At 69.8% G+C, this 12,568-nt stretch carries 11 protein-coding genes; 1 reads left to right on the forward strand and 10 read right to left on the reverse strand.

The features are described from left to right. From RWH43_RS00140 to miaB, 3 genes are read right to left on the reverse strand one after another with little or no spacing between them, the layout of a single operon-like run. Positions 1-450 (reverse strand): GNAT family acetyltransferase, encoded by a 450-nt coding sequence (locus RWH43_RS00140; protein ID WP_144828282.1) that lies wholly within the window; start codon positions 448-450, stop codon positions 1-3. Continuing rightward, on the reverse strand, positions 447-1,376 hold the full coding sequence (gene miaA / locus RWH43_RS00145; protein WP_154095912.1) for a tRNA (adenosine(37)-N6)-dimethylallyltransferase MiaA: 930 nt from the start codon (positions 1,374-1,376) through the stop codon (positions 447-449). The genes RWH43_RS00140 and miaA overlap by 4 nt, the downstream gene beginning before the upstream one ends. Then, positions 1,373-2,920, reverse strand: coding sequence for a tRNA (N6-isopentenyl adenosine(37)-C2)-methylthiotransferase MiaB (miaB, locus tag RWH43_RS00150; protein WP_316000349.1), 1,548 nt, complete (start codon positions 2,918-2,920; stop codon positions 1,373-1,375). Before miaB ends, miaA begins: the two co-directional genes overlap by 4 nt. Positions 2,921-3,184: 264 nt before the next feature. Here miaB and RWH43_RS00155 point away from each other — a divergent pair, with 264 nt between their 5' ends. Continuing rightward, on the forward strand, positions 3,185-5,545 hold the full coding sequence (locus RWH43_RS00155) for an ATP-binding protein (RefSeq protein ID WP_316000350.1): 2,361 nt from the start codon (positions 3,185-3,187) through the stop codon (positions 5,543-5,545). Between the two features lie 336 nt (positions 5,546-5,881). On the opposite strand, the gene RWH43_RS00160 is transcribed toward RWH43_RS00155, so the two are convergent. The 7 genes from RWH43_RS00160 to RWH43_RS00190 form a co-directional block, all read right to left on the reverse strand. After that, on the reverse strand, positions 5,882-6,496 hold the full coding sequence (locus RWH43_RS00160; protein ID WP_316000351.1) for a regulatory protein RecX: 615 nt from the start codon (positions 6,494-6,496) through the stop codon (positions 5,882-5,884). A 170-nt stretch (positions 6,497-6,666) separates the two neighbouring features. Further along, positions 6,667-7,716 (reverse strand): recombinase RecA, encoded by a 1,050-nt coding sequence (gene recA, locus RWH43_RS00165; RefSeq protein WP_144828297.1) that lies wholly within the window; start codon positions 7,714-7,716, stop codon positions 6,667-6,669. 269 nt (positions 7,717-7,985) lie between these two features. Further along, the gene (locus RWH43_RS00170; protein ID WP_144828300.1) at positions 7,986-8,210 is read right to left on the reverse strand and encodes a DUF3046 domain-containing protein; all 225 of its coding nucleotides are present in this window, start codon (positions 8,208-8,210) and stop codon (positions 7,986-7,988) included. 13 nt (positions 8,211-8,223) lie between these two features. Then, positions 8,224-8,532: a helix-turn-helix domain-containing protein gene (locus RWH43_RS00175; RefSeq protein ID WP_055957830.1), complete on the reverse strand. Its 309-nt coding sequence runs from the start codon at positions 8,530-8,532 to the stop codon at positions 8,224-8,226. 170 nt (positions 8,533-8,702) lie between these two features. Then, on the reverse strand, positions 8,703-9,230 hold the full coding sequence (locus tag RWH43_RS00180) for a CinA family protein (RefSeq protein WP_144828303.1): 528 nt from the start codon (positions 9,228-9,230) through the stop codon (positions 8,703-8,705). Next, on the reverse strand, positions 9,227-9,814 hold the full coding sequence (gene pgsA / locus RWH43_RS00185) for a CDP-diacylglycerol--glycerol-3-phosphate 3-phosphatidyltransferase (RefSeq protein ID WP_144828306.1): 588 nt from the start codon (positions 9,812-9,814) through the stop codon (positions 9,227-9,229). The genes RWH43_RS00180 and pgsA overlap by 4 nt, the downstream gene beginning before the upstream one ends. Beyond that, the gene (locus RWH43_RS00190) at positions 9,814-12,552 is read right to left on the reverse strand and encodes an FtsK/SpoIIIE family DNA translocase (protein WP_144828309.1); all 2,739 of its coding nucleotides are present in this window, start codon (positions 12,550-12,552) and stop codon (positions 9,814-9,816) included. The genes pgsA and RWH43_RS00190 overlap by 1 nt, the downstream gene beginning before the upstream one ends. Between the last annotated feature and the right edge of the window lie 16 nt (positions 12,553-12,568).

The raw sequence follows: 12,568 nt of genomic DNA on the forward strand, positions 1-12,568 counted from the left end.
TCAGGCCGACGACGAGGGGCCACCCGGCCCGTCGACGATGAGCCGCCGGCCCGTCGCCCAGGTGTCGAAGGGCTCGTAGCCGAGCTCGTCGTAGAAGCCGCGGGCGGCGGTGTTGTCGGGACGCACCATCAGCTGCACCTTGGGGCAGCCCATCGCCTCGAGCAGCCGTTCGGCCTCGGTCACGAGGCGACGCCCGATCCCCTGCCCGCGATGCGAGGTCGCCGCAGCGAGGTAGTACAGCCAGCCGCGGTGGCCGTCGTAGCCCGCCATGACGCTGCCGACCACCCGATCACCGTCGACCGCGACGAGGAACAGCTCCGGCTGCACGGTGAGCTTGCGACGGATATCGGCGCGCGGGTCGTTCCACGGGCGCGTAAGGCCCGCCTCCTCCCACAGGGCGACGACGGCGTCTTCGTCGGCGAGCCTGAAAGCGCGGATGTCCACCGTCATGTGCGTTCCTCCGTTCCCGATGCCAGTGTGCCGGCATCCACCGTCCGCGCGTCGACCCACTCGGCCTCGGCGTAGCGCCGGAACCACGACACCTGGCGACGCGCGTAGCGGCGGGTGAGGGCCTGGGTCTCGGCGACGGCCTCGTCGCGGGTGACCTCGCCGCGGATCTGCTTCAGCGCCTGCGCGTACCCGATCGCGCGACCGGCGGTGACGCCGTGCTCGATTCCCGCGGGGATGAGCGCCTCGACCTCGGCGATGACACCCGCGGCCCACATCGCCTCCACGCGATCGTCGAGAAGACCGACCAGCTCCGCCCGATCGATCGCGGTGGCGATGATCCGGGTCTGTGGATGCCAGAACTCCGGCGCCTGGGGAAGAGCCCCTCCATGCGTCCGGCCGCCCTGCGCCAGCACCTCGAGCGCGCGCACGACGCGACGCCCGTTGCGCGGATCGATGCGCTCAGCGGCATCCGGATCCTCTTCCCGCAGGCGCGCGTAGAGCGCACCCGGGCCGCGCTCCTCCAGTTCGCGTTCGAGCGCGGTTCGCAGAGCCTCGTCGCGCGGGGGGAAACGGAAGTCCCACAGCACGCTCGAGACGTACAGCCCCGACCCGCCGACGAGGATCGCGTCGGCGCCCCGGCCGTGGATCTCGCGGATCGCCGTGCGCGCGGCATCCTGATACCAGGCCACCGCGGCCTCGTCGGTCACCTCGAGGGCGTCGAAGAGATGATGACGGATGCCGCGACGCTCTCCCTCGGGGAGCTTGGCCGTTCCGATGTCCATGCCGCGGTACAGCTGCATAGCGTCGGCGTTCACGATCTCGGCCGTGCGCCCGCGAGCGGAGAGGGCTTCTGCGAGGTCGAGCGACAGACCCGTCTTGCCGGTGCCGGTGGCGCCGACGACGGCCCAGAGGGCCGGGCCGGTCACACGCCGACGCGCAGGGTGGGGAGCCCCAGGGAGACCGCACGCGGAGCACCGGCCTCGCCCGCCGGGGCGGGGACGCCGCACGACTCCGCTTGCGAGCGGTCCCACGCATCACCCGCGCGAGTGCGGCGGATGCGCAGCGGAGCGCCGTCGGGTGCGTCGGCGAGCAGGTGGAACGGAGCCGCATGGGTCACGGTGACCGAGACCACATCGCCGGGGCGCGGCACCGCCGACCCCTTCGGCAGCTCGAAGTGCACGAGGCGGTTGTCTTCGGCGCGGCCGGTGAGGCGGTGCGTCTCGGCATCCTTCTTGCCCTCGCCCGCGGACACGAGCACCTCGAGGGTGCGACCGAGCTGCTTCCGGTTCTCTTCCGCCGCGATCCGGTCCTGCAGAGCGGTCAGTCGCTCGTAGCGCTCCTGCACGACGGCCTTGGGCACCTGGTCGGCCATCGTCGCCGCGGGAGTCCCCTCGCGGATCGAGTACTGGAACGTGAAAGCGCTCGAGAAACGCGAGGCCTCGACGACCCGCAGGGTCTCTTGGAAGTCCTCCTCGGTCTCGCCGGGGAAACCGACGATGATGTCGGTCGTGATCGCGGCGTTCGGGATGCGCTCGCGCACCCGATCGAGGATGCCGAGGAACTTCTCGCTGCGGTAGGAGCGGCGCATCGCCTTGAGGATGCGGTCGGAGCCCGACTGCAGGGGCATGTGCAGCTGCGGCATGACGGCCGGGGTCTCGGCCATCGCGGCGATCACATCGTCGGTGAAAGCGGCGGGGTGGGGGCTCGTGAAGCGGATGCGCTCGAGTCCCTCGATCTCGCCCGCGGCGCGCAGCAGCTTGCCGAACGCGAGACGGTCGCCGAACTCGACGCCGTAGGAGTTCACGTTCTGGCCGAGGAGGGTGACCTCGATCGCCCCGTCGTCGACGAGCAGGCGGATCTCGTTCAGGATGTCGCCGGGGCGGCGGTCTTTCTCCTTGCCGCGCAGGCTGGGCACGATGCAGAACGTGCACGTGTTGTTGCATCCCACCGAGATCGAGACCCATCCGCTGTGAATCGAGTCGCGCTTGGTCGGGAGGGTGGAGGGGAAGATCTCGAGCGACTCGAGGATCTCGAGCTCGGCTTCGCCGTTGTGACGCGCGCGCTCGAGCATGCCGGGCAGCGAGCCCATGTTGTGGGTGCCGAACACCACATCGACCCACGGGGCCTTCTGCTGGACGGCGTCCTTGTCCATCTGCGCGAGGCACCCGCCGACGGCGATCTGCATGCCGGCGCGCGAGTCCTTGCGCGACTTCAGATGGCCGAGCGTTCCGTAGAGCTTGCCGGCGGCGTTGTCGCGCACGGCGCACGTGTTGATGACGACGACATCGGCTTCGGCGCCGGCATCGGCCCGGACGTATCCGGCGCTCTCGAGCGAGCCCGACAGTCGCTCGGAATCGTGCACGTTCATCTGGCACCCGAAGGTGCGCACTTCGTAGGTACGGGGCCCAGCCGCACCCTGCGCGGCGGCGGACGGCGCGATCAGAGTCGGGGTCGAAACGGGGGTGGTCATGATGGAGGCAAGTCTAAACGCCGCCTCCACCGGGCCGTTCGAGCCGCGGTCATAGGAATCGCCTAGGTAGCCCTCTCAGTAGTTTTCGGCGGAAACCGGCAGTGCGATGCGCGATCTGCACTTCCTTCTGTCGGGGGTGTCGGTAGTTTGGTGGACACGCAACGCCCGTCCGCCTGCGGGCTATCTCTGGGGGGAGTACGTATGCGGGGGGAACAGACGACGAGGTGGTCGCGCGGTCTCATCGGAGCAGACCGTGACGCTCACATGATCGCGACGCGGCTGCGGTCAGGCGGATCGACGATGGTGGCGGGCCCGCGCGGGAGCGGGCGCAGCTACCTTCTGCGGGCGGTCGCCGCCGAGCTCGAGCGCCACGGCGTGCAGGTGGTCGTGCTGCGACCATCGGCGACGCTCACCGATGTGCCCTTCGGCGTCCTCGATGCGACCGGTCACCCCGAGCTCGACGCACTGCGCACCGGCCGCCCGGCGGAGCCCGTCCGCGACGTGGTCATCCTCGACGACGTGGATGCGCTCGACACGGCCACGGCGGTCGCCCTGGCCCGCGCGGTCGCGTCGAACCGCGTCACCGCCTTGATCGGCCTGCGCACCTCGCGCGCGCGCTCGGTCGACCATCCCGACGACGCCGACGTGGTCCGTCGCGCCATGCTCGACCTGTGGCTCGACGGGTTCGCGCGTCGTGTCGATCTCCACGAGCTGAACGACGACGATGCCCTCGCGCTGATCGACCTCTTCCCCGACGCCCACCTGCTCGACAGCGCCACACGGGCAGGCCTGGTCTGGCGCGCCGACGGCTCACGCACGCTGATGCGTCATCTGGTCCTCGAGGCCACCGACGCTGCGCGCAGCGGCAAAGACCCGCTGACGGCGCTGCGCAACGTGGCCCGGCAGAGCCGCCTCGCCCTGGCCCTCGAGCGCCACGTGGCGGACATGCCCCGCACAGACCTCGAGAGCCTCGCCGGCATCCGCCGCCTGCGCCACCTCGGACTGTCGGTCGCCACGCGCCTGTTCGACGCGGAGAGCGTGGCAGCCCTGCTCGAGGGGGGACAGATGCACGCCGACTCGTCCGCGCACCGCCGCCTGACGGTGAACGACCTGCTGGCCGTCGAAGCGCAGCGGCAACTGGGCAGCGCGCGCGTCGACTCCCTCGTCGAAGCGGCGGGCGCGCGCATGCTCGCCGAGGCGGACGTGTGGTGGAGCCCGGCCATCGCCGTCTCGATCGCCGAGCGGTGGCACCGCCAGGGCAGCGACTCGTCGGCCGAGGGTTCCACTCCCCCGGCGATCCGCGCCCGCATCGCGCGCGATGCCGCTCGAGACGCCAACGACCGGGGCGACACCGCGCACGCCGCCGCGTACGCGCAGGCGGGTCTGAACGCGGTGGACGACCCCCTCCTGCGGCTGGAGGCCGCACTCGCGACGCGGGTCGTGGCGAAGTCGTGGCCGGATGCCGAGCACGCCGACGCCGACGCCCAGCGCCGCCTCGCGCGCTCGAGGGTCGAGAGCGAGAATTGCGACGACCCGGATGACGCCGTTCGGGGATCCTCGTGTGCCGACGCGCGGGTCGAGCGACTGCTGACCGACTCGGCGCAGCTCGGCGCCGACATGGACTGGACGGGGGCGGCCGACGCCGCCACGGCCGCGATGGGCGAGACGGATGCCTCCCCGGTGCAGCACCTTCGCGCCGTCGTCGCCGCGGGGACGTCGGAGGCCGTTCGCGGGCGGTGGGCAGTCGCCCAGCGCCACTATCGCGCCACCGAACGGATCCTCGACGCGCGACCGCAGCCGGAGGGCATCGACGCGAAGGATCGCCTCGCGGCGATCATGTTCATGCTGGCCGGTCATCAGCTCGCCGGTGCCGACGGAACCCTGCTGCAGCGCCGGTTGGAACGCGAACTGGCCACGACGGCCCGCGAGGGAGAGGTGGCCGATCTCACCATCGCCGGAATCGCGGCCGCCATCTCATACACCGCCGAGGGGTCACCAGCTCGGTCGCAGCGCGAGCTGATCACGGCGGCGACCCGGAGCCCTACGCCGGTGTCGCCGACGGACGGCACCATGGTCGCGCTCGGCGTCGCCGACGAGTTGGCCATGGCGGGGGCCGTCGACGAGGCCCGGGCGATCATCGACAGCCTGAGTCCGGGCCCGGCGCCCCTGCTGCGACGCAGCATCGCGTACGTCGAGACCACGATCCTCACCGCGGAGGGGCGTCTCGACGAGGCGCGTGAGGCCGCCCGAGCGACGGCGGAGTTCTCCCGCGGCGGCACGGCTGCGGCGTTCCGCATTCGCGACCTGTTCCGCCTCATCGCCTTCTCCGCCGCCACAGCCGAGGAGATTGACGAGCTCGTGCAACTCGCGGCCGTCACCGACCTCCCGCTCTCGAGCGAAGCGGTGCGCCGTGTGTCCGCCCGGACCCCGGAAGAGGGGCAGCTCCCCGTCGACGATCTGCGCCTGCACGCCCTGTGGTCGGGCGAGGGTTCCGGAGCCGCCGGCGCGAACGACGAGTCCTCCGACTCCGTGTCGCGCTCGGCGAGCCCCGAGCACTCGGAGGAGCTCACGCCCCGCGAGCGCGAGATCGCTCTGATGGCCCACGAGGGGCTGACCAATCGCTAGATCGCCACGCGGTTGTTCTTGTCGATCCGCACCGTCGAGTCGCACGTGTATCAGGCGAGGATGAAGGTGGGGGCTGCCACCCGTCGCGAGCTGGGGCGCCTGATCGCGGAGGGGCGGAGAAGCGACGATTCCCGACTCGGGTCTCGGCCGAGCGGGCGGTGACGACCGTCCGCCGCACCGGCCGGAGCGGGCCGGTGGGCGGCTAATCCCGCCCGCTGCGGCTGACTCTCGGGACTCGGCCGAGCGGGCAGTGACGCCGGCCCGTTGCACCGAACGCTCGCGGACGCGTCGGACGCACCCCACGCTCGCCGACCACTGGTCGACGGTGCGGCGCTTCTACTCGTCGGGGGTGAAGCGCACACCCGGCATCGGACGCGGACCGGGTCGAGAACGCCCCGCCCCGATCCCGACCTCACGCAGCGCGGTCCGTGCCGCCGTGAGAGCCACAGATGACGGATAGCCGCGCCGAGCGAGCTGGCCGGCCAGGCGCCGGAGCGACGCCTCGTCGTCTTTGCCACCGACGGACCGCGCCTTCGACCGGGCGAACTCCAGCGCACGCTCGGCGTCGTCGTCGGGAAGAGCCTCGAGGGCCATGTCGGCCACGTCTCGCGGGATCCCTCGCTTGCGCAGGGTCTCGGCGACTGCGCGGCGCCCCTCGCCCCGACGTTCGACGGCCGACATCACCAGTTGATCGGCGAAGGCGGCGTCGTCGAGGTAGCCGAGGTCGACGAAGTGCTCGATGGCCTCTTCGATCACGATCTCGTCTGCCCCCTCGACACCGCGCAGCACGGTGCGCGCTTCGGCGAGAGAGAGGGAGCGGGATCGGAGCTTGCGCAGCAGCGCGGCCTCCGCCCTCTCGCGCATCTCGTCATCCGTCTCGACGGATTCGCCGGGTTCGTCAGAGGAGTCGGCGATGTCGGACACGTCAAGGAACGGGCGACCGACCGACACCCCTGACGGTTGATCCCGAACGTCGTCACGCTGCGATGAGCGCGCAACAACGGGGCCGGAACCCTGCGCCGACGCACTGCGGGAACCACCGAACAGGGGAATGACGGGAGCGAGGTCGTCGCCGGTCGCACTGGACGGGCGACGACCCCCGCTTCGCTGATCGTCGGTCATCAGGCCGGGCGGCGTGCAGCCAGCTCGTCTTCCGTCTCGGTGACGGCCGGAACCCCACCGATACCCATCTTGGTCTTGATCTTGTTCTCGATCTCGGCCGCGATGTCGGGATTCTTGATGAGGAAGTTACGCGCGTTCTCTTTACCCTGACCGAGCTGTTCGCCCTCGTAGGTGTACCACGCGCCCGACTTCTTGACGATGGCGTGCTCCACGCCGAAGTCGATGAGGCTTCCTTCGCGCGAGATGCCGACGCCGTAGAGGATGTCGAACTCGGCCTGCTTGAACGGCGGTGCCATCTTGTTCTTGACGACCTTGACGCGCGTACGGTTTCCGACAGCCTCGGTGCCGTCCTTCAGCGTTTCGATACGACGGATGTCGAGGCGCACCGAAGCGTAGAACTTCAGCGCCTTTCCACCGGCGGTGGTCTCGGGCGAACCGAAGAAGACACCGATCTTCTCGCGGAGCTGGTTGATGAAGATCGCCGTCGTCTTCGTGTTGCTCAGGCCACCGGTGAGCTTTCGGAGGGCCTGCGACATCAGGCGGGCCTGCAGACCGACGTGAGAGTCACCCATCTCGCCCTTGATCTCGGCCTCGGGAACGAGCGCCGCGACCGAGTCGATGACGACGAGGTCGATCGCACCGGAGCGGATCAGCATGTCGGCGATCTCGAGCGCCTGCTCGCCCGTGTCGGGCTGCGACACCAGGAGGGCGTCGATGTCGACGCCGAGCTTCTTGGCGTACTCGGGGTCGAGAGCGTGCTCGGCGTCGATGAAGGCGGCGATACCGCCCGCGCGTTGCGCATTGGCGATCGCGTGCAGCGTCAGAGTCGTCTTTCCGGACGACTCGGGGCCGTAGATCTCGATGATGCGGCCGCGGGGAAGCCCGCCGATGCCGAGGGCGACGTCGAGGGCGACGGAACCGGTGGGGATGGTCTCGATGGGCGCGCGCTCGTCGCTGCCCAGTCGCATGACCGAGCCCTTTCCGAACTGCCGATCGATCTGGGCAAGCGCCGACTCGAGGGCCTTTTCGCGCTCTGCGGGTGAGGGCATGACGTCTTCTTTCTCTCGCGTTCCGGTCGCCTATAGGCTGTCGCGCCCCCACCGACGGTGGGATCACACGACAAGGCGTTCAGAGTGTCGTTCGACGTTGACCACGTTAGGGAGGACCTCCGACATTGACTCCGGAGACCCCTCGAAATGGGGATGAACGCGACAGAAACCCTGTTGTGAAGAAGCCTACGACGGAATCGAACGAAGATTCGATGACACGCCGACCCAAGTCGATCGAGAACCGAACACCGGCGGGTTCGGCGTGTCACTCACGAACGGCGGGGTTCGAGCCTGCCGACGCCGTAACGCCGCTCGCGGGGGACGTCCGTCTCTTCGCAGAGGGCGAGCCACACGTCGCGCGGATCGACGCCGGCGGCGAGGGCGTCCGCACTCGTCCGTCCCCCCACAGCCGACAACACGAGGTCGGTCAGAAGCGACCCTCCGCGCGCCCCGAATTCGTCGGAGACGGCGCGATCGAACTCACTGCGACGCATGGGCGGCGCCGACTCAGCGCAGCGAGAGCTCGGGCTCGACCGACGCGACGAGTTCGTCGGGAACCACGTCGGGGAAGGTCTGCAGGCCTTCGAGAACCGAGAGACGGTCGCCGACCTGACGCATGATGGTGGAGATCGGAACATCGAGCGCTTCGGCGACGGAGGCGAGGATCTCGCTCGACGCCTCCTTCTGGCCGCGCTCGACCTCGCTGAGGTAGCCCAGAGCAACACTCGCCCGACTGGCGACCTGGCGGAGGGTGCGCCCCTTCTGCTGGCGGAGGTCACGCAGGACTTCGCCGATCTCTTGACGAACCAGGATCATTTGGGGGCCCTCCTCACTGCTGATTCCGTCGCTGTCCGACTGGACAACTGAAAAACACCGTGTGGTCACCCTAACGCCGCGCGCTGTGGACAGGATGGGAATCGCTCAACGAAACCGCGATGTGACATCATTTGTTCCCCGCATTCCGCGCGGTTTCCGTGATGCCCGTTTCAGAGGGCCGCCAACGCCCGGCGGACGGCCAGATGAGCCGTCTCGCGGCGGATGCGATCCCGATCTCCGGCGATGACGAGCGAGTCGACCCGGGTGCCGAGCGGCGTCGACACCGCGATGTGCACGGTGCCGACCGGCTGGCCGTCTTGCTCGTCGGGACCTGCCACCCCCGTGGTCGCGATGCCGACGTCGGCGGCGACGCCGTCACGGCCCAGCGCATCGCGCACGCCCCGAGCCATCTGCCGCGCCACGCGCGGATGTACCGCCCCGTGCGCGTCGAGCAGGGCCTGATCGACGCCGAGCACCCCGTGCTTCAGATCCGTGGCGTACGCGACCACTCCCCCGCGGACGACGCGGGAGGCACCGGGGACATCGACCAGCGACGAGACGACGAGCCCACCGGTCAGCGACTCGGCGACCGCGACGGTCCACCCGAGCTCGGCCAGCCGGTCGAGCAGCAGCGAGGCGCTCTCGAACGGCGTCCGCACGACGGTCTCGTCGAGATCGTCGGGAACCCCGTCGATCATCGCGTGCCGCGCCGCTGACGCGCGGCGCGCACCTCGGTCACGACGTAGTCGATTCCGGAAGCGATGGTCAGCAGGACGGCGATCGTCATGGTGATGACGCCGGCCCACCACACGACGCCCTGCCACACGGCGGAATCGGAGAAGGTCGCGAACGGGATCAGCGCGATCGACAGCGCGACGGCCTGGAACACCGTCTTGAGCTTGCCCATCCACGCAGCGGCGAGCACGTGATCGCTGACGACGATGAAGCGGTACACGGTGATGCCGATCTCGCGCACGAGCACGACGATCGTGATCCACCACGGCAGTTCGCCGAGGATCGAGAGCCCGACGAACGCGAGCCCCGTCAACGCCTTGTCGGCGATCGGGTCGAGCAGCTTGCCCAGGTCGCTGACGATGTTGTACTTGCGGGCGATGTAGCCGTCGATGCCGTCGGTCGCGATGGCGACGATGAACAGGATCGCCGCGGCCCACCGTAGACCGCCGTCGGCGCCCGCGTCGGCGAGGAGCAACCACAGGAAGATCGGCGCGCAGATGATGCGCGCGATCGTGATGGCGTTGGGAAGTTGCGGGTGAACGGCCATCAGTCGCGTCCTGTCAGCTGCCAGGCGTCTTCGTTGCCCTCGTCGTCGTCGGCGTTCACGACGGGGAGACCCTCGAATTGCGCCTCGATCGGATCTTCACCGTAGCGGTCGTCGTCGCTCGCCGCAGGGGCGGCCGGGGGCGCATCGTCGCCGCGCAGACGCGCCATGACGGCGGGCAACTGCTCGTTGGTCACCAGCACGTCGCGCGCCTTGGAGCCTTCGGAGGGCCCGACGATCTCGCGGGACTCGAGGAGGTCCATGAGTCGGCCGGCCTTGGCGAACCCCACGCGGAGCTTGCGCTGCAGCATCGAGGTCGACCCGAACTGCGTCGACACGACCAGCTCGGCGGCGGCGAGCAGCAACTCGAGGTCGTCGCCGATGTCGGCGTCGATCTCTTTCTTCTCGGCCGTCGCCTGCACGTCGGCACGGTACTCGGGACGGGCTTGCTGGGTGACGTGAGCGACGACCTTCTCGATCTCCTGCTCGCTCACCCAGGCGCCCTGCACGCGTACGGCCTTCGAGGCGCCCATCGGCAGGAAGAGTCCGTCGCCCTGACCGATCAGGCGGTCGGCGCCGGGCTGGTCGAGGATGACGCGCGAGTCGGTGACGCTGGTCACGGCGAACGCGAGGCGCGAGGGCACGTTCGCCTTGATGAGACCGGTGACGACGTCGACCGAGGGGCGCTGCGTTGCCAGCACCAGGTGGATGCCGCTCGCGCGGGCCAGCTGGGTGATGCGGACGATCGAATCCTCGACGTCGCGCGGGGCGACCATCATGAGGTCGGCGAGCTCGTCGACGACCACCAGGAGGTAGGGGTACGGCTTGAGCACCCGCTCGCTGCCCGCCGGCAGCTTGATCTCGCCCGCCACGACCGCCTTGTTGAAGTCGTCGATGTGGCGGAAGCCGAACGAGGCGAGGTCGTCGTACCGCATGTCCATCTCTTTCACGACCCACTGCAGCGCCTCGGCGGCCTTCTTGGGGTTCGTGATGATGGGGGTGATCAGGTGCGGCACACCCGCGTAGGACGTCAGCTCGACGCGCTTGGGGTCGATGAGCACCATGCGCACGTCGGAGGGCTTCGCCCGCATGAGCAGGCTCGTGATCATCGAGTTCACGAAGCTCGACTTACCCGAACCCGTGGAACCGGCCACGAGGAGGTGGGGCATCTTCGCGAGGTTGGCCACGACGAATCCGCCGCCGACGTCTTTGCCCACGCCGATGGTCATCGGGTGCGTGGAGGTGGTCGCGGCGTCCGAGCGAAGGATGTCTCCGAGCGTGACGATCTCGCGGTCGGCGTTGGGGATCTCGACGCCGATCGCGCTCTTGCCCGGGATGGGCGCGAGGATGCGGACCTCGTTCGAGGCGACGGCGTAGGCGATGTTGTTGGTCAGCGCGGTGATGCGCTCCACCTTCACGCCCGGGCCGACCTCGATCTCGTACTGCGTCACGGTCGGGCCACGTGAGAACCCGGTGACGCGGGCGTCGACCTTGAACTGCTCCATGACGCTCTCGATGGCCTTGACCACCGCGTCGTTCGCCGCGGACCGCGCCTTCGGCGGGGTACCGGCGGCGAGGGCCGTGACAGCAGGCAGGCGGTAGTTCGCCGACGGCGGCGCCCCCGCGGAGTCGCCCCCGAGTCCCGAGATGCCCGGAAGCTCCTCATCGTGCGTCTCGAGCGGGGAATCGTCGTGGAGTCCGCGACCCGATACCGCGCCGGCCAGGGCGCTGGCGTCGAAGACCTCGGTGAGGGCGTCGGGCGTCGGCGGAACGGGCGGCGGGGTGGGAGCGTGCGCGCGCGCAGGAGCGGGCTCGGGTGCGACGACCGCCGACTCGAAACCGCCCACCGGCGTGCCGGGCGACAGCAGCTCGGTGAGGTCGTCGGAACCGAGGGAACCGTCGACGTCTTCTTCACGGCCCGACTTGTTGCGCCGCCACCACGGCAGCGACTTCTCGCCGGATTCTTCGTCTTCGTCGGCGGGGAGCACCTTGGTGGTCGCGGTGTCGTCGCGTTCGACGCGCTCGGCCCCGAACATCCACGCGTAGAGGTCGCCCAGGCGACGCCCGATGCGGTTCGGCGGGGTCTTGGTGAGGATGAGCACGCTCAGCACGGCCAGCAGCGACAGGGCGATGTAGGCGCCGACATCGGTGAGGACGAGCGCGAGGGGCTCTCCGACGATCCATCCGGCGATGCCGCCGGCGGGGCTCAGGACCGGCGGACCGCCGGCGCTCGGAGCGGGACGACCGCCTGCAACGTGCAAGAACCCGGAGAGCACCACGACGAACAGCCCGAAGCCGATCCCGACGCGCCCGTTGTCGTGCACCGAGGCGGGGTGACGGAAGAGCCAGCCCGCCAGCAGTAGCAGGAGCACGGGCAGGAAGAACGCCACCCGCCCGAAGAGCATGCCGAAGCTGTATGCGCTGATCAGGGTCGCGGCATCCGTTCCGATGAAGAACCACTCGACCACGGCGCCGAGGACGGCGAGGACCACCAGGAAGAAGGGGAAGCCGTCGCGGCGCTGGTCGCGCTCGAGGTTCTCGGGGCCGAACGCACGGAACATGCCGCCCACACCGTGGGCCACCGCCATCCACGCGCGCACCACCACGGCGGGCTTCTCGGGCTCGTCGACGTACCGTTTCGGCGCCGGGGCCGAGCGCTTCGGCGCGGGCGCCGCGGCCTTGGCGCGTGGCGACCCCTTCGCAGGGGCGCGACCGCCGGACGGTGAAGAGGTACGAGCCATTCCTCCACGGTAGGCC

This window comes from Microbacterium algihabitans, assembly GCF_032464975.1.
Taxonomy (GTDB): domain Bacteria; phylum Actinomycetota; class Actinomycetes; order Actinomycetales; family Microbacteriaceae; genus Microbacterium; species Microbacterium algihabitans.

Bases quoted from the DNA above. Each gene is read 5' to 3' on its own strand.
- miaB (WP_316000349.1), bottom strand. From the start codon at position 2,920: ATGACCACCCCCGTTTCGACCCCGACTCTGATCGCGCCGTCCGCCGCC.
- RWH43_RS00140 (WP_144828282.1), bottom strand. From the start codon at position 450: ATGACGGTGGACATCCGCGCTTTCAGGCTCGCCGACGAAGACGCCGTC.
- RWH43_RS00180 (WP_144828303.1), bottom strand. From the start codon at position 9,230: ATGATCGACGGGGTTCCCGACGATCTCGACGAGACCGTCGTGCGGACG.
- RWH43_RS00190 (WP_144828309.1), bottom strand. From the start codon at position 12,552: ATGGCTCGTACCTCTTCACCGTCCGGCGGTCGCGCCCCTGCGAAGGGG.
- RWH43_RS00155 (WP_316000350.1), top strand. From the start codon at position 3,185: ATGATCGCGACGCGGCTGCGGTCAGGCGGATCGACGATGGTGGCGGGC.
- RWH43_RS00170 (WP_144828300.1), bottom strand. From the start codon at position 8,210: ATGCGTCGCAGTGAGTTCGATCGCGCCGTCTCCGACGAATTCGGGGCG.
- recA (WP_144828297.1), bottom strand. From the start codon at position 7,716: ATGCCCTCACCCGCAGAGCGCGAAAAGGCCCTCGAGTCGGCGCTTGCC.
- pgsA (WP_144828306.1), bottom strand. From the start codon at position 9,814: ATGGCCGTTCACCCGCAACTTCCCAACGCCATCACGATCGCGCGCATC.
- RWH43_RS00175 (WP_055957830.1), bottom strand. From the start codon at position 8,532: ATGATCCTGGTTCGTCAAGAGATCGGCGAAGTCCTGCGTGACCTCCGC.